The sequence below is a fragment of the Flavobacterium enshiense DK69 genome, assembly GCF_000498495.1.
Lineage (GTDB): Bacteria > Bacteroidota > Bacteroidia > Flavobacteriales > Flavobacteriaceae > Flavobacterium > Flavobacterium enshiense.
Genome location: NZ_AVCS01000032.1, coordinates 31,343 through 51,929 on the forward strand (window position 1 = coordinate 31,343; position 20,587 = coordinate 51,929).

At 31.7% G+C, this 20,587-nt stretch carries 25 protein-coding genes; 2 read left to right on the top strand and 23 right to left on the bottom strand.

Annotation, left to right across the window (positions count from 1 at the left end; genetic code table 11):
* Positions 1-169: 169 nt before the first annotated feature.
* Both FEDK69T_RS14860 and FEDK69T_RS14865 read right to left on the bottom strand, forming a co-directional pair.
* The gene (locus FEDK69T_RS14860; protein ID WP_023575013.1) at positions 170-673 is read right to left on the bottom strand and encodes a GNAT family N-acetyltransferase; all 504 of its coding nucleotides are present in this window, start codon (positions 671-673) and stop codon (positions 170-172) included.
* Positions 674-862: 189 nt separating this feature from the next.
* Positions 863-1,471 carry a GNAT family N-acetyltransferase gene (locus FEDK69T_RS14865; protein ID WP_023575014.1) on the bottom strand — a complete coding sequence of 203 codons (609 nt, stop codon included), beginning with the start codon at positions 1,469-1,471 and terminating at the stop codon, positions 863-865.
* A gap of 348 nt (positions 1,472-1,819) precedes the next feature.
* Between FEDK69T_RS14865 and FEDK69T_RS14870 the strand changes: the two genes are divergently transcribed.
* Entirely contained in the window at positions 1,820-2,563 is a 744-nt protein-coding gene (locus FEDK69T_RS14870) for a hypothetical protein (protein ID WP_035630915.1), read from the top strand.
* A gap of 645 nt (positions 2,564-3,208) precedes the next feature.
* A complete protein-coding gene (locus FEDK69T_RS14875; RefSeq protein WP_023575016.1) occupies positions 3,209-4,756 on the top strand; it encodes a hypothetical protein in 1,548 nt (515 codons plus the stop codon).
* A 222-nt stretch (positions 4,757-4,978) separates the two neighbouring features.
* Here the strand turns inward: FEDK69T_RS14875 and FEDK69T_RS14880 are convergent, their stop codons facing one another.
* The 21 genes from FEDK69T_RS14880 to FEDK69T_RS15975 form a co-directional block, all read right to left on the bottom strand.
* Positions 4,979-5,647, bottom strand: a complete 669-nt coding sequence (locus tag FEDK69T_RS14880) for a M24 family metallopeptidase (protein WP_023575018.1) — start codon at positions 5,645-5,647, stop codon at positions 4,979-4,981.
* A gap of 222 nt (positions 5,648-5,869) precedes the next feature.
* Positions 5,870-6,385 carry a hypothetical protein gene (locus FEDK69T_RS14885; RefSeq protein WP_023575019.1) on the bottom strand — a complete coding sequence of 172 codons (516 nt, stop codon included), beginning with the start codon at positions 6,383-6,385 and terminating at the stop codon, positions 5,870-5,872.
* Positions 6,386-6,573: 188 nt separating this feature from the next.
* Complete coding sequence (locus tag FEDK69T_RS14890) at positions 6,574-7,326, bottom strand: hypothetical protein (RefSeq protein ID WP_023575020.1); 753 nt, start codon at positions 7,324-7,326, stop codon at positions 6,574-6,576.
* Between the two features lie 211 nt (positions 7,327-7,537).
* Positions 7,538-7,984: a hypothetical protein gene (locus FEDK69T_RS14895; protein WP_023575022.1), complete on the bottom strand. Its 447-nt coding sequence runs from the start codon at positions 7,982-7,984 to the stop codon at positions 7,538-7,540.
* Positions 7,985-8,183: 199 nt separating this feature from the next.
* Positions 8,184-8,924, bottom strand: coding sequence for a TlpA family protein disulfide reductase (locus FEDK69T_RS14900; protein WP_035631005.1), 741 nt, complete (start codon positions 8,922-8,924; stop codon positions 8,184-8,186).
* 160 nt (positions 8,925-9,084) lie between these two features.
* Entirely contained in the window at positions 9,085-9,600 is a 516-nt protein-coding gene (locus FEDK69T_RS14905) for a hypothetical protein (protein WP_023575019.1), read from the bottom strand.
* Positions 9,601-9,788: 188 nt separating this feature from the next.
* Entirely contained in the window at positions 9,789-10,325 is a 537-nt protein-coding gene (locus tag FEDK69T_RS14910) for a hypothetical protein (protein ID WP_131494772.1), read from the bottom strand.
* A 189-nt stretch (positions 10,326-10,514) separates the two neighbouring features.
* The gene (locus FEDK69T_RS14915) at positions 10,515-11,129 is read right to left on the bottom strand and encodes a hypothetical protein (protein WP_023575025.1); all 615 of its coding nucleotides are present in this window, start codon (positions 11,127-11,129) and stop codon (positions 10,515-10,517) included.
* Positions 11,130-11,317: 188 nt separating this feature from the next.
* Positions 11,318-12,211, bottom strand: a complete 894-nt coding sequence (locus FEDK69T_RS14920; protein WP_023575026.1) for a restriction endonuclease — start codon at positions 12,209-12,211, stop codon at positions 11,318-11,320.
* Positions 12,212-12,400: 189 nt separating this feature from the next.
* Positions 12,401-12,757: a helix-turn-helix domain-containing protein gene (locus FEDK69T_RS14925; protein WP_023575027.1), complete on the bottom strand. Its 357-nt coding sequence runs from the start codon at positions 12,755-12,757 to the stop codon at positions 12,401-12,403.
* Positions 12,758-12,762: 5 nt separating this feature from the next.
* Complete coding sequence (locus FEDK69T_RS14930) at positions 12,763-13,056, bottom strand: type II toxin-antitoxin system HigB family toxin (RefSeq protein WP_035630995.1); 294 nt, start codon at positions 13,054-13,056, stop codon at positions 12,763-12,765.
* Between the two features lie 259 nt (positions 13,057-13,315).
* Entirely contained in the window at positions 13,316-13,672 is a 357-nt protein-coding gene (locus tag FEDK69T_RS14935; protein ID WP_131494773.1) for a hypothetical protein, read from the bottom strand.
* 291 nt (positions 13,673-13,963) lie between these two features.
* Positions 13,964-14,356 (bottom strand): hypothetical protein, encoded by a 393-nt coding sequence (locus tag FEDK69T_RS14940; RefSeq protein ID WP_023575030.1) that lies wholly within the window; start codon positions 14,354-14,356, stop codon positions 13,964-13,966.
* Positions 14,357-14,514: 158 nt separating this feature from the next.
* Positions 14,515-15,387, bottom strand: a complete 873-nt coding sequence (locus FEDK69T_RS14945) for an SseB family protein (protein ID WP_023575031.1) — start codon at positions 15,385-15,387, stop codon at positions 14,515-14,517.
* Positions 15,388-15,474: 87 nt separating this feature from the next.
* Positions 15,475-16,074: a hypothetical protein gene (locus FEDK69T_RS14950; RefSeq protein WP_023575032.1), complete on the bottom strand. Its 600-nt coding sequence runs from the start codon at positions 16,072-16,074 to the stop codon at positions 15,475-15,477.
* Between the two features lie 221 nt (positions 16,075-16,295).
* Positions 16,296-16,667: a hypothetical protein gene (locus tag FEDK69T_RS14955; protein WP_035630970.1), complete on the bottom strand. Its 372-nt coding sequence runs from the start codon at positions 16,665-16,667 to the stop codon at positions 16,296-16,298.
* Between the two features lie 179 nt (positions 16,668-16,846).
* A complete protein-coding gene (locus tag FEDK69T_RS14960) occupies positions 16,847-17,494 on the bottom strand; it encodes an HAD family hydrolase (protein WP_035630974.1) in 648 nt (215 codons plus the stop codon).
* A gap of 195 nt (positions 17,495-17,689) precedes the next feature.
* Positions 17,690-18,091 carry a hypothetical protein gene (locus FEDK69T_RS14965; protein ID WP_023575036.1) on the bottom strand — a complete coding sequence of 134 codons (402 nt, stop codon included), beginning with the start codon at positions 18,089-18,091 and terminating at the stop codon, positions 17,690-17,692.
* A gap of 201 nt (positions 18,092-18,292) precedes the next feature.
* Complete coding sequence (locus tag FEDK69T_RS14970) at positions 18,293-18,790, bottom strand: carboxypeptidase-like regulatory domain-containing protein (protein WP_023575037.1); 498 nt, start codon at positions 18,788-18,790, stop codon at positions 18,293-18,295.
* Positions 18,791-18,988: 198 nt separating this feature from the next.
* Positions 18,989-19,822, bottom strand: a complete 834-nt coding sequence (locus FEDK69T_RS14975) for an alpha/beta hydrolase (RefSeq protein WP_023575039.1) — start codon at positions 19,820-19,822, stop codon at positions 18,989-18,991.
* Positions 19,823-19,982: 160 nt separating this feature from the next.
* Positions 19,983-20,587 (bottom strand): hypothetical protein (locus FEDK69T_RS15975; protein WP_035656453.1); only part of this gene is annotated, 605 nt, incomplete at its 5' end.

The following is a 20,587-nucleotide window of genomic DNA, read 5'->3' on the forward strand; positions in this document are numbered from 1 at the left end:
AAAACTTGCTACTAACGTCCCTCCGGCTTTGTGTCAGGTGAGGATTTTTGTTACTGATGTCTTCAAATTTACCGAAAATTTAGTAAGAAAAAAACTTCTTTTTAAAGGAGAAATGCAAACTCTGACCAATCCAAAAAATCCCAAGCCCCGCCATAGCATAAAACCGCTATTATCTGCAGGCTTTGTTTATTTGGTATATTACATTATTTAGATTTTTTTCATCGATTTTATTTTCAATTAAGCAAAAACCTAATTTTTCCAATAACTTTCTTGAATTTTGATTTTCTTTATTTGTAAATGCTTCAATTGTTTTGAAGTTTAATACGTTAAATGCATAATCTAAAATTCCAGTAATTGCATTTGTCATTATTCCCTTATTCTGAAATTCCGGAAATAATTCATATCCTAATTCAGCGTAATTTTTATCGTAGTTGATTTTCCAAATTGCAATTGTTCCGACCAGCTCATTTTTTTCAATAGTATTTATCGAAAAAAATAAATCAGTTTTACTTCTTTCGACTATGAAATTTTCAATATCAGTTAATGATTTGTTTAAATCCCTTCTTATGAATTTACTAACTTCAGCATTTGTTCTTAATCTGTGAATTATTTCAGCATCAGATTTTTCAACAATTTTAAGTTTTAATCTATCAGTTAAAATTTCGTGTTTCATTTCTTATTAGGAATTTTGGATAAGCTTGCAGATAATCTCCCGCCGGCTTTATGCTGTGGCGGATTTTTTATTGCTGATGTTTACAAATATACCGAAAAGTTTGAAAGAGAATAGTTGAAAAATAGGATAGAAGTGCAAGCACTGTCTCCACCAATTACACGCCGACCCCGCTATAGCATAAAACCGCTGTTAGCGGTAGGCTTTTATCTCGATTTGGTTTTTAATACTTTGTTTTACATCTTCCCATTCACTATCCAAAATACTATAAAAAGCTGTATTTCTCGGTATTCCATTTGGTTCTATTTTATCTTTTCTTAAAACCCCTTCAAATATTCCGCCAATTTTTTGAATTGCTTTTCTTGAACGTACATTGTTATCTTTTGCTCTAAATTGAACCCTATTAGTTTTTAAATTTTCGAAACAATAATTGAGTAGTAATAGTTTACACTCTAGGTTTACAGTTGTCCCCCAATATTCTTTCATAATCCAAGTAACACCTATTTCAATTTTTTTGTCATTAGGATATATTTCAAGAAATCTAGTAGTTCCAATAATTTTGTTTGAATTTTTGTGAATAATGATAAAGGGATACACTGTTCCTTTTTCTCTATCTTTCATTGCGCCGTTGAAATTCGGATAAAATATTTCATCAACTGAATAGTCTACAGATGTTAGTTCCCATATTTCTTTATTAGATGCAGCAAGAAATAAATCTTCAAAATGTTCCTTTTCTAAAGGGAGGAGTTCTATTTCATCTCCCTTTAATACTACAGGATGATTAATCCAGTTGTTCGTCATAACTCTATGTTCTTTTAAGCTTACTGCTAACGTCCCGCCGGCTTTATGCTGTGGCGGATTTTTGTTCCTTTAGATTGTTTTATCACAAAGTCAAATATACAAAAAGATCGCCCCATTAAACACTAAAACCCCACTTTCACAAAACCGCCTTAGCGGAAGTTTTAAATTTTTGAATTGTTTTTTTTCTTCAAGATTTTTATGTAAAGTTGTACTTCCGTTATAATATTAAAAAAAAAACACACGACCTGTTTATTTTTAAAATAATAGGATATAATTTCTTTTCAGAGATACATTAGGGGAATAGTAAAATTCCGTTAGCATTATGCTAATTAATTTTAATCGACCAAAATGAGAAAACATACAGAATCGACTTATTCAACACTAGAAGTAAAAGTGAATCATTCAAAACCAAATAGCCAAATAACAGCTGCCGATTTCTTATCCGATCCGGAATCTCGATTAGATTCTGCACAAATGAAGTACAAACCAATGGCAGACTCTGACATTCCATACAGAGACTTAACTAATGCTAAGACCAAACGAGAAAGCATTGGCCAATTAATCGACAAACTGGATGTTGTTAAAAACATTAGATACCAAAGAACAATAGAAGACACCTATTGTAATGTTTACTCTTACGATTATTGTCATTTCTGCAAAGTATATCTTCCTACTGTTTGGTGGACAGATCAAGCCCTGGAAAAAATATTGCAAGGACAGGAAGTAGAACCGCTTATGGGTGAAACCGTAGATCACATTTATTCCAGTGCCATACACGACTGGTTTTTAAAATGGGGAGATGATTTTGGATGGAAAAGGATGTTTACTGCTGAAGAAATTCAAAATAAAGTGAACACCAATGGAGGGGTTGGAATAATTTGTGCAAAAAGGAAAGAAAAAGGACTCTCCGGACATATCGTTCCTGTTGTTCCGGAAACGAACGAGCATCAAGCCTACAGAGAGAATGGCGTGGTAATATACCCACTACAATCACAAGCGGGAAAGGTGAATTACAATTATTTTTCAGAAGTTAAAAAAGATTGGTGGAATGACGAACTATATTCCTCTTACGTGTTTTATTACCATGACTAAACTCTGAACTGAGAGTTCATGATTTGATAGGCAGACTGAACGTCTGCAGGGTTGCAGCCCTAATTTAGTAGCCACAAATTACGCGATTTAATTTGTGTGTATTTGTGTAATTGTTGCGCACTTCGCTATTGCTCGAGTTATGGATAAAATGCTTTTAAAGGCTAAAGCAAAATGCACTAAGCACCTAGTTTTAAACGATATCTGAAACCAGTTAATCCAAATAATTAATCAGACAATTGGAAGATTTTGTGTTATTATTTGATTTTCAATGAATTAACCGTTTGAAATGAGATAATAATGACTATCTTCGCAACCTGGAAAAAACAAGGACAGCAAAAACCGTAACAGGGCAATTTGTCTGCTTAAATTGTTGATATGAAAGTGATTAATGACAGTAGTAATTTTATAACTCCATTACAAAATTTTGCTTTTTATCAATCGTTCAGTCGATTCAAATGCAAAATTTCTGAGACTTAAATATAAATTCCTATAATTTAAAAAATAAGAGAATGGATTTAATAGTTTGTTTAATCCGTTTGAAAAACTGTTTTTATTTTGATTCACAGCAGATTAAACTCATGCTTCCGAATAAAAAATAATGACTTTAAAAAGTTCAAAATAACCATAAAAAGAAAACTAGTATAAATGAAAGACAATCAGACAAAAAAATATTATTGGGGAATTGGATTAGAAAACGAAACCTACATGCAATTTGAAGAATCTCTAATAGTTTCTGGTGAGTTTATACAAGAAAAAATTGGTTGTGAGCGATACAGCATTGATTATAGAAAATGCTATAAACCGGAAAGCTTGGCCCCCTTATTAAAAAAGGCTTTTGGTTGTAACGAAAACTACAAAGTGAGCCGAATGATTAATAGTCATTCGCTGGAAAAACTCGACATAAACTATCAGCACAAAACGTTACCGGAAGTTAAATCATTAGTTGGGAGCACCGGAATAGATGAGGTGACGCCAAAGCCACTTCCAAATCCGGAATATTTGGGGAAATCCATCATGGAACTTTTTCTTGAGGAGCAACCGTACAATATTCAAAGTATGATTACCCAAAGAAATAAAACGATGGGATCTGTACATTTTGATGGTGATTCTATCGAATTTGTAACCAAATATTTTGAAAACAGAACAATTTCAGATTCTTGTAAAGAGCTGGAAGCAACCAAAAAGTTATTCCTGGATAAAATTAATGAATCGTCTGTACTAGATGGAAAATTAAACTTTCCGGATTACAATAATGGTCTTAATATGTTCATGACAAATCAGGAAAATCTTGTTTTGTTTAATAATGGCACCTATCATTTTCATATTACATTACCTTCGCTGACAGAAAACAGTAGGATTGTAGATTATATTGATTTTGATAAAACACACGCAAATGCCATTTATTTGTTACAATGGTTTGAGCCTTTTTTTATAGCAACTCTTGGCAGTCCTGATATTATGGGAGTAATAAGCGACAAATATAGCTTAGACAAAAAATTTACTTTAGGTTCTATGAGAAATGCCATGTCCCGATACATAGGGGTAGGGACTTTTAATAAATCGATGCCTAAGGGAAAAATTTTAACTTACAAAGTGGATGATTTCAGAAAGTTGCTAAAGTTTGAAAAAGAAGAGAACATTTGGTGGCGAGACCAGATTGAATTAGAAATGGAATATGAATTGCTTTCTGAAGTGGGTCTCGATTTTAATCAGGAAAAAATGTACCAAAGCGGTTTTGAATTCAGAAGTTTTGATGAATTTCCGGCAGCGTATTTAAATGACGTTCTTTTTTCAATTATTCTAATTTGTGAGCATTCTTTAAATCTACCGGATGTTCAATGGGGACATGACAGTGTGGTTTGGAATAATTTAGTTTTTAAAACCTTAAAATATGGATATTTAACTGAAATTAATGCCCTCGAAAAGAAAGAAGTTTTAGACCTGTTACAAATAGTAACCCCCTCAGACAGCAACTATGATACGCTCAAAACCGAATTTGAAGCTATTGTAATGTTGGACGAATTTTTCTTCAAAATTTTGGCTGTTTTACATGAAAAGTACAAAGACCACAATGTATGTCTGGATTCTATGTATGGGCAAAAAACCAGTTTTCCTCCAAAATGGGATAACTTCAACAAATACCAAACAGAGCAACATCTACAACAAATAGGATCTTTCTCCATAATTCAATAAAGATAAATTTTATCATTTGGTGCATTCATTTGGTGCATTAAGTTATTGAAGTCTCCCTGTTGGTACAAAATTTCCGCTAACGTCCCGCCGGCTTGTTGGAGGTGGGGATTTTTGTTCCCAAACCTTTCCATTAGGACTGAAGTCAAATATATAAAATTACCTTTATATTTTGCCTTAAAACCCCACTTTCACAAAACCGCTGTTAGCCGTTCGTTGTTTCATTTATGTTAATAATTGTTCGAAAAAACCACCAATTTTATTTTTTCGGTCAACAAAATGTATTTCTAATATCCAATGTCTTTCATTGCCGTTTGCGTCAAGTGAAAACATATCATTTTGATTTTCAGGATGAATATATAATTGATAATTTCCAGGCTCTAATCTTTCATGTGGATATTCCCCAATTAAATGCCCTGCAATTTCGCCTCCAAACTCCCAACCAAATTCATTTGCTTTTTGTTTTACAAAAGCAAATAATTCACTTGCTTTAAGTGTTTTTTGGTTGTCAAACCAATTCTTTGTTTCGTACCAAGCCTTTTCAACATCATTTTTTAATTTCAGTTTTTCTGAATTATTTCCAATAACATAAGTCCTTCCTAAATCTGCTTCCCAATTTTCTATAATTGGCCCAAAATCAAAAAATAAAATATCATCATCCTTTAATATTTTATTTGGTGGGTTTTCATTGTATGGAAATAATGTGTTTTCTCCACTTCTCACGATCTTTTTGTGCCAATGATTTTCAATACGGAACATTTCAAATGCTAAATTGAAAATTTCATTATTAAGTTCTTCTTCTGATTTCCCTACTAAAATTAATTTTTTTTCTTCAACTGTTTTAAATAATTGAATTGCAATGTTTTCGGCTTCTAATAATTTTGTCTTAATCATTTTTTTTCTTAAAAATTTGGTTTGTTTTTCTCCGTCGGTTTATTCAATGACGGCTAACGTCCCGCAGCTTTGTGTCAGGTGGGGATTTTTATTACTGTTGCTTACAAATATACCGAAAAGACTGAAAGAAAAAACTTATTTTTAAAGAAGAAATGCAAGGACTGACCATTCCAAAAAATCCCAAGGCCAGCAATAGCATAAAACCGCTGTTAGCAGAAGGCTTTATTTTTTCAATATTGCGTTACCTTTAAAAGTTTTGCGTTCAGAATAAAATGTTATTCCGAGGATTTTCCATTCCATAAATCCAGACACAGAATAATTGCAATAATTTTTGTCTTTTGGTTTATCGACATCTATATTTTGAACATTCCAATTTGTTCCGCTAATAAAACCTTCTTTGCTACAATTTGCATTTAAGATTATTAATTCATTCCCTTTTTCTCCAACAAGAATTGATAATCTAATTTTGGTAGATAAATTGTCTTCTAATTTAACTTCTTGAAAGAATGAATTCCCATTAAAAGCCATTTTTGGATTTGTTTGATTGAGGAAATCAATGTTTTTATCAGCTAAGTATTTATCGTTTGGTTTTGAAGCAAATGATAATATTCCTAAAGCAAAAACTAGGGCTGCCAAAATGCCAATTTTTTCTTTGATAAGTTTTACTGATTTAAAGCAAATAATTGTAAAATAAATTAAGATTGCAATATTTAATATTCCCCAAAAAATTTCAATCATAATATTCCATTTTAGTTGTTGTTTCCTTCAGTTTTTTCAAGCTTTCTGCTAACGTCCCGCCGGCTTTGTGCTGGTGGGGATTTTTATTCCCAAACCATTCCATTAGGACTGAAGTAAAATATACGAAAAGCTCGTTTCATTAAGCCCTAAACCCCCAATTTCTTAAAACCGCTGTTAGCAGTAGTTTTTTACTGTTGAGGAAACTTGGCAGTTATTTTGCCTTTATCGTCCAAAAACAAAATTTGTGCTTTTCCAAGAGAATCAACTTTCATTTGCAATCTAACATTTCCCTTGGTATCTGATAGATTTAATACTGCGTCTTTATTTACATCCTTTCCTATAAAAACTCTATTTGCAAATGCTGGTTCAGAATTTTTAGGAAATCTCATTTCTTCCAGTCTCTTTTCTCTTTCAATTTCATCTGGAATTTTTTCTGCTTCTTTATATTTTTTTCTAAATTCTGCAAAATCTGGATTTTTGTGCCAATCATCTACATAAAGCCCTGTCTTTTTTGAGCCGTTGTCATCTAAATACTGCAGGTATAGTACTTGGTTTTGGTCATATTGGTCAAAAGAAAAATGTCCTGAGGCAAAGTATTCCCCTGTCTTAGGGTCTTTTCTTCCTGTAAAAACAAGTCCACCACATTCCGTTAATTCATCATTAAGGAAGATTAGACCTGGTCTACCTCCTTCTTTTAAACCGTAAGTTTTACCATGCATTAGATTAGCAGGTGAATTTTGAGAGTTCGCTAATACTAATCTTGGTTGTCCATTTGATTCAACAATTGTTAATTTTTTTGCTGTGATTTCATTAAATGTTTCGTTTTTAGTAGAAATAAACGAAAACAAAAAAAAACAAATGGTTGCAGTTGTGATTAAATATAAATTAATTGTAAGAGATTTGACTTTCTTCTTCAAAATTAAGATGTCTTGATTTTCCATATTAAAGGTTAATTTTTTATGCGAATTTGTTTTTAAATTACTGCTAACGTCCCGCCGGCTTTAAGAAGTGGCGGATTTTCATTACTGATGTTTACAAATATACCTAAAAGACTGAAAGAAAAAAGCTTCTTTCGGAGAAAGAGATGCAAACACTGACCATCACCGATTAACACCGAACCCCGCCATTTCATAAAACCGCTGTTAGCAACAGTTATTTTGACATCTTATCCAGTACTATAGTGTTTTCTTTGTCTTCGCTATCAAACTTCGTGAATCTATCTGAGAAAGGATTGAAACTAACTCGATACTCCATTTTAGTATCTGTGAGAAATCTGACAATTCCTCTCATTCTTCCCTTTTCTATCTTTTGTTCTTTTTCATATAGAACCAAATCAAGCCATATTGGGTTTTTAGAATAGTCGATCTCATATTCTAAACTAGCTTTAACACCGTTGATTTCAAAGTTTTTGCCTCCTAACACTTGATTGCCAATTACAAATACCGCACTATTTCCTTCATTTAAAATTAAACTTCCTTTTTCACCTTTATCAGTGCCAGTCCATTCGCCAATATGTTTTTGATTTGAATTTGAACAGCCAAAAAAAAGAGTTGCTATAATTAAAATTAAAGCAAGCTTAATTACTTTTAATTCTCTCATACCTATATCGTTAATTTATAATTGTTGCTAACGTCCCGCCGGCCTTGTGTCAGGCGGGGATTTTTTGTTACTGACGTTTACAAATATACCGAAAAGTTAGAAAGAAAAAACTTCACTGCTGAGAAGAGAGTGTAAACACCGACTCTTCCCGATATACACCCAAACCCCGCTTGCACAAAACCGCTGTTGGGCGCAGTTCTTATAAAAGTTCGTTCATCGCTAGTTTCAGTTCTTTTACGTTGTTTACTACTTTGAGAATTTTACCATTCTTTACAATGAAATGGGTTGGAAAGATATTGATTTGCAAAGTTCCAGAAAAGTAACTTTTAGGAACGGAAATTGTTGGATATATAAATTCCTTTTTGCGCAAAAATTGATTTAAATCATTTGCCGAATCTGAAGCTAAGCTAAAGAATATGATGTTTTGGTTTTGCTTATTTTGTTTTACGAGTTCATTAAGTTCAGACATTTCAGCAACACATTGCTGACAATGAATAAACCAGCATTTTATAATCAATGTTTTATTTGAAAGTTTTTTAGAATCGTATTCATCATTCTTTAAATCTTGAAAGTGGAAAGCCGGAAAAGATTGATTTTCCATGTTGTAATTTCCATATTCAATTTGAGCCGCATTTTTCATTGTTGTGCTTATTTCAGGCTTTGCAGTTTTGTCCAGTTTTAAAAGTTGATAAGTGTTATCAGAAGATTTAATGGGTATGAACTCACCAGTTTTTAGTGAATCAAGAAATTCTCTTTTTTCAATTTTTTTTGAAACTGAGTTGAGGGCAATAAAAGGTGATGAAAGTCTGATATTTTGATTGTAATATGACCACCACAAATTGAAGTTTTCTTGAAGATCATCGAAGTTTGACTCACTGCCTTTTTGATGACATGAGACAATCAAAAGTGATAGAATAAGAATTGTGAATATTTTTTTCATTGCGTAGTTTTAACGAATTGCGCCCAACGTCCCGCCGGCTTTGAGAAGGTGGGGATTTTTATTCCTTCAGTTTGTTTTATCACTAAGCCAAATATACAAAAAAGAGTTTCAGTTTTTCCCTAAAACCCCACTTGCTCAAAACCGCTGTTAGCAGAAGGCTTTATTTTTTCAATATTGCGTTACCTTTAAAAGTTTTGCGTTCAGAATAAAATGTTATTCCGAGGATTTTCCATTCCATAAATCCAGACACAGAATAATTGCAATAATTTTTGTCTTTTGGTTTATCGACATCTATATTTTGAACATTCCAATTTGTTCCGCTAATAAAGCCTTCTTTGCTACAATTTGCATTTAAGATTATTAATTCATTCCCTTTTTCTCCAACAAGAATTGATAATCTAATTTTGGTAGATAAATTGTCTTCTAATTTAACTTCTTGAAAGAATGAATTCCCATTAAAAGCCATTTTTGGATTTGTTTGATTGAGGAAATCAATGTTTTTATCAGCTAAGTATTTATCGTTTGGTTTTGAAGCAAATGATAATATTCCTAAAGCAAAAACTAGGGCTGCCAAAATGCCAATTTTTTCTTTGATAAGTTTTACTGATTTAAAGCAAATAATTGTAAAATAAATTAGGATTGCAATATTTAATATTCCCCAAAAAATTTCAATCATAATATTCCATTTTAGTTGTTGTTTCCTTCAGTTTTACCAAGCTTTCTGCTAACGTCCCGCCGGCTTTGTGGAGTTGGGGATTTTTGCTCCCAAACCATTCCATTAGGACTGAAGCCAAATATACAAAAAGATCGTCCCATTATGCCTAAAACCCCAATTTCACAAAACCGCTGTTAGCAGCAGCCTTACTATATCAAATCTATTCCATCAATAAAAATTTTGATATTTTTTGTTTTGAGAAATAAAGTGTATTTTTTTAAATCGTCTCTTTTTTCAATATTTTCAATTATGAATTTCTGTTCTAAGATACTATTGGAAGTTTTAATTTCAATTTTGTTATTTGTTCCATCACCACGCTTAAATCCTTTAGTGTTGTAAGCTTTTAAATATATTTTTTCGACATCTTCTAAATTGATAAGATTTTTATTAATCTCAATGTTGTTTTCCGTTAGTTTTATATTACCTGTAATTTCATAACGCTGGTCAAAATCCCAAGTAAATAAGCTCAGAGAACTAATCATAAAACTTATAATTCCCAGTACAAATAATATCATTACTATTATTTCAATAAGATGGCTAAAGTGGATATCATTTTTTTGTAAAATCATCAATGTGAAAGCACCCAAAAAGCCTAAAAATGTTAAAGTATCTAACATTATTGGAACTATTTTTCGTCTGCCATGTGTTAGCAAGTCGATAGATATTTTGGATGTAGAAATTTCCATGTTATTAGTTGTAATTTGACGATTCGTTGGGTTGGTTGCTGCTAACGTCCCGCCAGCTTGCTGCAGGTGGGGAATTGTTCTCCCAAAAGTAACGAATTAAGACTAAGTTTACAAACACAAAGCCAACATTAAATTTCGCCCTAAAGCCCCACTTGCTGCAAACTGCTGTTAGCGGCTGGTTTTATTTTTTCAAGAGAGTTCTTCTGAAACAATTTCTATTATTTCGTCATTTCCATTTATTAAGTTTATTTGTAGAGTATCAAATCCATTTCGCTTTACTTTATCAAATTCTGATTTGCTACCATCAATTAATTCAATAAACCCATTTTCGTCAACATCATCGCCAAATTCATCATCATATTCTATTCCATTGTATGTCGATATAATGATTTCAAAAACTTCGTTGTTATTTTTGTCTTTATATAAAATTTCTGCTTTTCTATTTTCGATTTGATTTTTGGAATATTTATCGCAAAACATTGCATTATAACCATGTTTGCAACCATCAAAAAGTAATATTTGTTCTTTTGTTGAAATGTTGATTGCATAAATTAAAATAGGAGCGAAGTCGGTTCCCACAATTAGGCTTTTATATTCATCATGCAATTTTCCATAATATGCAATTCTGAATTTAGTTTCCCCTGATTTTGCTTTTAACTTTCTTCTCCATTCGTGACTTTCTAAATCATTTGGATTAGAAATGTTTTCTGTTAAGTTATCAAGATAAGTTGGACCAAGAATTCCATTTTCAGTTGAAGTATTTACATTCTTTTTCTTGTTTCTAAAAATATTGAATATGCCCATTTTCTTGTTAGATTTTCTTTATACGTTCTGTTGCTCCAAACTAGCCGCTAACGTCCCGCCAGCTTGCTGCAGGTGGGGAATTGTTTTCCCAAAAGTATCAATTTAAGATTAAGTTTACAAACACAAAACCAACATTAAATTTTGCCTTAAAGCCCCACTTGCTGCAAACTGCTGTTAGCCGTAGTGTTTTATTGTTCCTCAAAGAAATCTTCATCAAGTTGTTTTACTTCGTATGCTGCTTTTATTTGGACACCAACATTAAACTCATGCATTAAATCAACAAGTTTATTTCCATCAAGAAGAATGATTTTATGATGAGCATTTTTTGCTTTTTCGATTGCACCATTATCGAACAGTGATGTTGTTACAAATACTCCTTTGTTTGTATCTCCACTCATTGCGCCAATGAAATTTCTGATGTCTTTTTCTCTAACTTTATTTTCGCTAAATCTTTTCGCTTGAATATAAATTTTATCCAAACCAAGTTTGTCTTCATTTATTATTCCGTCAATTCCGCCATCACCAGATTTTGAAGTTTCTATGAATTCTCCATAACCCATTTTTTTAAGTAAAATCAATATTACTTTTTCAAAATAATAAGGATCTATAGTTTTCAATTTTTCTAAAAGATCGTTTTTTACTTCGTTTTCAATTTGCGAAAAACCTTTATCAATTAAATCTTGTGGAGATGATGTAGTTATTTCTTTAATTTCTGTTTTTCCTTTATTGCCTTTTTGATTTTCTTCAGAATAAAAATTTACAATTCCTGAATCTTCAACAACATTTTTTAAAGACAGTTCGGATTTCTGTTTTAAACCTTTTTCTGTAATTTTTACGTGTCCTCTTTCTGGGTAAAAAATATATCCACCTTTTTTTAAATATGATTTGCCCCAAGCAATTCGGTTATTTATTAAATTCTCTCCCGATTTAGTTTTTTCAGATAATTGCTCTTCAGTTAAATTTGAAAAATATTTTTCTATAACTAATTTTTGCAGTTCTCTTGTGTGAATAGTTTCTCCGTTACTTAAAATTTCAAGTATTGGATTGAAAGTTTCGTGAAACTTCGGGATTTCTATATTCATTATTTTTTGTAGTTGTTTGGTTTTCGTCATTTTGGGCAACATTACGGCTAACGTCCCGCCGGCTTTATGCAGATGGGGATTTTTGTTCCTTTAGTTAGTTTTATCACCAAGCCAAATATACAAAAAGGAGTTTGAGTTTTGCCCTAAAACCCCATTTGCATAAAACCGTTGTTAGCAGCCGTACTTTTATTAGTAAGCTTGGATTAAAACGTCTGTAGGTATGTGAAGTCTTTCATGTAATTGTCTTATCATTTCCAATGAAAGCTTTCTTTTTCTATTTAAAATTTCACTTGCGCGACTTTTTAGCCCCACAATATTGGCTAAATCATTTTGATTGTAACCCATTTGTTCCATTCTGAACTTAATTGCTTCGATTGGATCTGGTAAACCAATAGGGAAGTGTTCGTTTTCGTATTGGTCAATCAAAATGCCAAGCACTTCAAGTTCGTCTCCTTCAGGAGAACCACTTTTTGCGTCAAAGATTATTTCAAGTCTTTCCAAAGCTTGATTATAATCGTTTTCTGTTTTTATAGGTTTAATTTCCATAACTTTTAAATTTCGTTAGCATTAATCTTGTCATATTCTGCATGCGTTCCAATAAATCGAATCCAAATCATTTGATAATCATAATTTAGCTTAACAATTAACCTATAATTATTTCCTTTAATATTGAAAACTACTCTATTATCATTTAAAATACTAGCACTTGGATAATCTAGTTTTATTTCGTTTGGATTTTTCCATTCGGCTTTACTCGCTTCCTGAAACCACGATTTCAATTGTTGTTCACAATCAGCGTGTATTTCCCAAAAATCCCTCAATATTTTTTTAGCTATTACTCTCAAATGTTTTAATTTTTGACAAAGATAACAAAAGTTCCCAAAACGGGAAAATTATTTCGTTTTTTTTTCGTCGCGTTGAGTCAGTATGGCTGCTAACGTCCCGCCGGCTTTGTGTCAGGCGGGGATTTTTGTTACTGACGGTTACAAATATACCTAAAAGATTAAAGAAAAAAAGCTGAAACAACGCAAAGATTTTAGAACCAAACCATTCCATTACACACCGAAACCCCGCTTGCACAAAACCGCTGTTATGCGACGTTTTTTATTCAAACTCTACTTGGCCATAATTTATTTTTTCAGTTTTGTCTATAAAACCATTGTATGAATCAGCTACCCATTTCCCGTCTCTAAATATGAAAGAAATGTATTTTGCTATGTATTTTTTTGGATTGTGTATTTCTAAATTGTCACCTTCAACTGGTTTGTAATCAAAATCAAAACAATTTCTTTCATTTAATTCTGCTTTGATGTATTCTGCACTTAGATTGTCTACTAATTTGTCGCTAGGAGACATTAATAATCCATCCATTTGAATATCGGAATTACCCAAGTATCTTTTTAATGTCCAGGTATATTTTTCTGCGTCAATTTTATTTTTTCGAGAGTTTTTATTATTCACAATTGACTTGATGTTTCCGTTTGGGAGACAAGTACAGAATTTAATATTTTTACCTGTTTGACACATATCGATTGGATTTTACGTGTAGTTTTTCTAAAATGTCGCATAACGTCCCGCCGGCTTTATGCTGTGGCGGATATTTTATTACTGATGTTTGCAAATATACCGAAAAGTTTGGAAGAGAAAAGTTGAAAAATAGGAGAGAAGTATAAGCAGTGGCTCCTCCCATTACACACCGCCCCCGCTATAGCATAAAACCGCTGTTAGCAGCAGGATATTACTGAATTAATTTTACAAAATTATTATATCGCTCATGTTAGCATTGTAATTTATAAATTCTTTATTACCATTAGTTCTGCAAATGCTTGCTGAAGGATATGAATTTGGATAAGTAGAAAATATTTTAGGAATTACATTTTGTGTTTCCAAAGCATTTTTTTCAATGGAGAAGAAATATTCAACAAAACAATAATCATAATCAATTTTGTCATAATATATTGACTCTAATACTTCAATACCAGTATTTTTCTTTATCCATTTTTCTAAGTTTTCCAGTTCTGTAAATTCTCCTTCTAAGATTATTGAATATTTATATTGAGATAATAATTGATTTCTTTCCTCTTCGTAAGAGTTTAAATTACCTCCATATTCAATTAGCATTTTTTGATACGAACTGTTTCTCATAGTTATGTTTATCTTGCTGCTAACGTCCCGCCGGCTTTAAGAAGTTGGGGATTTTTGTTCCCAAACCATTCCATTAGGACTGAAGCCAAATATACAAAAAGGCCGTTCCATTAAACACCGAAACCCCAATTTCTTAAAACCGCTGTTAGCAAACGTTTTTATCTTTTATAAATCAATGAATCTTCAATTCCTTGTACAGTTTTATACCAATTTTCATCGCTTAGCAAAAATATTTCGAGAGGCAATTCCAGGTTTTCTCCATCCATTGAATTTTGAACAGAATTTATACTTGCAGCTCTCGAGTTGTCTGTATAGGTATCAAGGACAAAACCAAGAATTAATATACTCTCATTATTTCTTACCATTACGTAATGATAAACTTCCTTAATAACACTAACCTTTTTAAAATTAGATTGAAGTTTTTTTAATAATTCTCCTGCCATAGGATTGATAGGAGTTCCAACTGTTACTTGAGTATCTTCTTTAATTACTTCAGTTTTAATATTCTCTCTATTTCTCTCTAAAACAAACATTGTTGGCATATCTGAGTCGATAACAATTCTATCAATCCCTTGCGCTTGACAAAATTCAATTACATCTTTCGATTTCATTGCTGTGTATTGAGTTTCTTTTTTAGTCCATTCAACAAGATTTTCTGGACTGGTGAAAACACCTAAAACACTCAATCCATCGATGTCAAAAACTGATGTTAGTTTTAGAGTCGATTCTTTTTCTAAAGTTCTCCAATTGTCATCCATTCCGCCATCATTTATCGAGGGCAGTATTAACATCGAATTCCCTTCAACGATTTCGTCAAAAGCTTTTTTGTAATTTTCTTGACTCTGATTCTTACCGTATTGTTCTAACAATTCTATCAATTTAGTATTGTTAGGATTTTCACTATTTTTTTCGATGCTTTTTTTATTGCTTCCAAAGATTTTGTCAAATATTCCCATGTAGTTTTTTAAAATGTTTGCTAACGTCCCGCCGGCTTTAAGAAGTTGGGGATTTTTGTTCCCAAACCATTCCATTAGGACTGAAGTCAAATATACAAAAAGACCCTTCCAGTATACGCCAAAACCCCAATTTCTTAAAACCGCTGTTGTGTGCTGTTGTTTTTAGTTTTCTACGAAGTCATATTCTCCTTCAATAAACTTTAATTTAAATCGGGGTAAAATATTCCCGTCAACAGAAATTTCATTTAGTGTTCCTTTTAGAACTATAAATTTACCTTCTAATTGATCTTTTGTTTCCTTAATACCATTTTTAATATTGACATATTCAAAAGAAAAAATTTGTGTTCCCTTACTGTTATTTACACCTGAAAAAAATGTGTTTTTATCTTCGTCTGTAATCTGGGTGCAGTTTACAAAACAATTACTTTTAAAAGGATGGGCTGGCATTATCATTTGTTTGTCTTTCAAGTGGATTGTTCTTTTTAAAGCTTCTTCCTTTGATAGTTTTTTTTCATTCAAAAGTCCTGCAGTAGAATAGATGAACATATATCTTAAAACTTTTTTTTCAGTATCTAATTCTGGAATTGGTTCCGTAAACTCTAACAAATCTGAGCATAATTTCTCGGAATCTTTCCAGTTTTCTTTACCTAAATTTTCTAAAAGTTGACTGAATTTATTTTCGAAATTTTCATTTGTTATTTTTTGCGAAAAACCAAAAATTGAGAAGAAGATTAAAGAAAAAGTAATTATGATTTTTTTCATAGAAAGGTTATATAGTAGTTAATTTTTAAGTTCTGTTTTTTTCAATAGCACACAACGTCCCGCCGGCTTTAAGAAGTGGCGGATTTTCATTACTGATGTGTACAAATATACCGAAAAGTTTGAAAGAAAAAGCCTCACTTCGGAGAAGAAAAATATTCACTGACCATTACCAATAAATCCCTAAACACCGCCATTTCTTAAAACCGCTGTTATGCGCTGTATTATTTTACCTTTAAGATTTCTCTAATACTATTTAAAAATCTTTCTTTGAGATCATTTGGATTTAAATATCCCCATTCTTCATAAATATGATGAATTTTATTTAAGTCATATTCAGCCATGTCATGATAAATCCAAATTTTAGATTCTGGATAATCGTTTAGAGATAAAGTTATCATTTTGACTTTTTTATCATCATCATTTATGTCTCTATGCTCAGAAGTTTTTTCTGAGTAATTAATAGATTTTGAATTCAGTAGCTCTTTAACTTCGTTGATAAGATTATTTTGGAAATTGCTTAAGCCATTATGATTTAATTCTAATGCGGGCTTCCAAAAAGCTTCATGATTCTGATTCCAATTTCTATTGAACATAGTTTAAAGATTAGTTTGGGAAATATAGCGCATAACGTCCCGCCGGCTTTATGAAGTTGGGGATTTTTGTTCCCAAACCATTCCATTAGGACTGAAGCCAAATGTACGAAAAGATCGTCCCGTTAAACACTAAAACCCCAATTTCTTAAAGCCGCTGTTAGCTGTTGTTCTTGTTATTTCTAGTTTTTTAGATTTAATAAACTTGCCAATTCTTCGAAACTATAAAAAATTATTGCGCCTTCATCTTTCAATTCTTTTTCATTGTTTTCGTTTGCGAATCCATAAACTTTAAAACCACCTTTTTTTGCTGAAATTACACCAGCTTTGCTGTCCTCAATTACAACACATTCGTTTGTTGTAAATCCCATTTCTCTTGAAGCAAATAGAAATATTTCTGGTTCAGGTTTCCAACTATTAATTTGGTATGAACTGAATATTTTATTTTCAAATTTTTCAATCAAACCTGTTGTTGTTAAATTCAAATTGATTTTTTCTATTGGCCCACTTGAAGCAACGCAATAAGAAACGGATAAAGTATCAATAAATTCTTTTACACCTTTAATTGGTTTTAAGTCAGTTTTAAACGCTTCGAAAGTTAGTTTTCTATATTCGCTCTCAAAATTGTCAGGCAATTTTTTATTGGTCAAATTCTCAATGTATTGAAAACTGTCTTTTAGACTTCTACCGTTAAAATTTTTAATTGCATCTTCAATTGTCATTTCAAGACCAAATTCTTTTGCCATTGAAAGTAATATTTGATTTCCAATTATTTCACTGTCAACCAAAACTCCATCACAATCAAAAATAATACATTTAATATCTTTCATAGGCTTCTTGAATTCACATCGTTTTTTTAGAATAACAGCTAACGTACCGCCGGCTTTGTGAAGGCGGGGATTTTTGTTACTGATGTTTACAAATATACCGAAAAGTTTGAAAGAGAAAAGTTGAAAAATAGGAGAGAACTGCAAACACTAGCTCTTACCGATACACACCCAAACCCCGCTTGCACAAAACCGCTGTTAACGGCTGGTTTTCTTTTTAGAAATTTCTATTAAAAAATCTATTAACTTATCTAATTCACTTTTTTCATAATCTATTGGACCTAGAATATCCAACGCAAATTCTTCCACTTCGTTACGATTCCATTTTTCAATTACAGGAAATACTGAATCATCCATTTGAATAAGCCTATTTTTTATAGCGTTTCCAACATGGTTATTAAACTCAAAGAAAAACTTTTTTGCATTCTGTCGATGATTTATTTGTTCTTTTTCAATTTCCTTTGGAGCAATTAGTTTTTCAAGAATTTGATTTGTAATAGGGCTATTTGCAAATTCATTTATTTCGCAAATATCCAAATCAGAGTATTTTATTTTATGTAAAAGTTTTTTCAATAAAAACAATTCAGTTGAAGTAAACATATAGTTTTTCGTTTGATTTTTTTACTCGTAATTTTTGGCCAAACTTGCCGTTAACGTCCCGCCGGCTTGCTGCAGGTGGGGATTTTATTCCTTTAGTTTGTTTATTCCTAAAGCCAAATATACAAAAAGATGTTAGAGTTTTCCCTAAAACCCCACTTGCTGCAAACCGCTGTTAACTGCCGTTTTTCTTCTCCGAGTAAGTTAAAAACTAATATTATGTGTTTTACAAAACCATTTTTCACAAAAACTTGAATCACAACCACCAAGCTTTACCTTTCCTTTTTCTGCTTTTATCATCGTTCGTTTGCTTGGTAAACCATAAACAATTGGAATAATATTGTCTGTATGTTGTTTAGGACATCTTTTGATACTCTTTACGCATGGCTCAGGATATATAAACTCGAATTTTTGTTCGCTGGAATCAATTATAAAATTCTCGTAAACTTTTTCTCTAAGTCCACTTGCATTTACGTTTAAAGTATAGACTCCATTTTTTAAATTTTCAATTTTGTAATTACCATCGGTATCTGTTTGCGCGCCATAAGTTTTACCATCTTTGTCCTTAAGGACTAATACTACTCCGGAAAATCCACACTCGCTGCAAAATAGACCATCAAATACTTTTCCTTTTAACGTTGCAGTTTGAGAAAATAAATTATTTATAAATAATAAAATTATTAAATATGTTATCTTTTTCATTGAACGATTCGTCTTTTTAAAATGGCAGTTAACGTCCCGCCGGCTTTATGCTGTGGCGGATTTTTTATTACTGATGTTTACAAATATACCGAAAAGTGGAAAGAAAAAACTTCTTCTTAAAGAAGAAATGCAAGCACTGACCAATCCAAAAAATCCCAAGCCCCGCCATTGCATAAAACCGCTGTTGTGAGCAGTGCTTTAATTAGTTTTGATTAATTTACTTACTATTTTATTAAATTCGTCACTCCAATTTTTATTACTATGTCCACCGTTGTATTCTTTGGTCTCGTAAGTTAAGTTTAATTCTTTATACTTTGATTTTAGAAATTCTGCTTCTATTTTAAGGAAGAAAGGTTCTTCACTTCCATAATACAAATATAAATTTGGATATTTCACGTCTTTTTGCCAAGTATTTGTTTGAATATCTCCACCAAAAGTTGAAAAACAGATATAAGTTCCAATTGTGTTTGGATAAGTATTTAATAAGCTTAATCCAAAGCCTGCTCCGTTGGAAACCCCATAAAAATGACGATCTTTTTTATTAAGGTTTTGGTTAAAATTTTTCTCTACCTGAGGAATTAATTCATCTATGAAGTATAGCATATGGTTTTGAAACCTATTTGCTAACAAAGAATCTTTTCGATTTACATATTCAAAGTTTCGATAAGTTAAATAGACTTTTTTTCCATCCCCAGTCTTTATACTAGTACTATCTACTATTTTATCATTGGAATAGCTAGCAATAAAAATCACCGGTTTTATTATTTTATTATTAATTAAAGAATCTAATGCATGTTTCTTTTGTGTTATGTCTGAATTTCCATCCGTTGCATATATAATGGGATATTTTTTTTTCTTATTGAATCCTTTAGGTAAATAGATTTTATGTTTTCTGTATTCAGATAAAAAGTTGCTATAGATAGAATCCGTATAAAACCTCGATTCCAAATTCAATATTCCTTTTTTTGTTTGACAGGAAATCATAGAAAGGTATATAAAACCAAAAATAATTATTACGCTTAATTTTTTCACATGTAGTTTTTTTAGCATTGCTCACAACGTCCCGCCGGCTTTATGCTGTGGCGGATTTTTTATTACTGATGTTTACAAATATACCGAAAAGTAGAAAGAAAAAACTTCTTTTTAAAGAAGAAAAGGAAGCACTGACCAATCCAAAAAATCCCAAGCCCCGCTATAGCATAAAACCGCTGTTAGCGGCTGGCTTTATTGTTACAACTATGGCTTTTTCGTTCGAAAGATTATCTCCTTTTTGTATTTTAAAACCAGGGCTATCCAGATTATCAATACTTTTTAAATAAACTCTATTTTGCTCTGCAAAAATGTAAATTCGTTCACCATGATTTTTGTTATGATTATAAAAATCGTCGTAATCTCTAGGAGGAATAGTTTTAAAAATCATCACCTTCTCTTCATTTTTTTCGGTTTCCCATTTACTTTGTTGTGCTAAACTTAATATTTTCTCCTTAAAATCCGAAGCTGGGTTTTCAACTATTATCAATTTCAAACGGTCGGACTTAAGCTTAAAAGAAACCAGACCGAGAATGAAAAATATTAAACTTAATTTTGGTAGTGGTTCTGCAAAATTAATTACCGAGAACTGTTGAAAACCATTCGTTATGGACATCACGCTAAAAAAAAGGCATAGGGCAGGAACTTTAAAATAATTGATTTTTTCAAAAGAATCTAATTGAAGCTTTTGTATGTTAACTGACGTAGTAATATTTTCTTTTTTCACGTTATTTTTTTTCAAGCTTGCCGCTAACGTCCCGCCGGCTT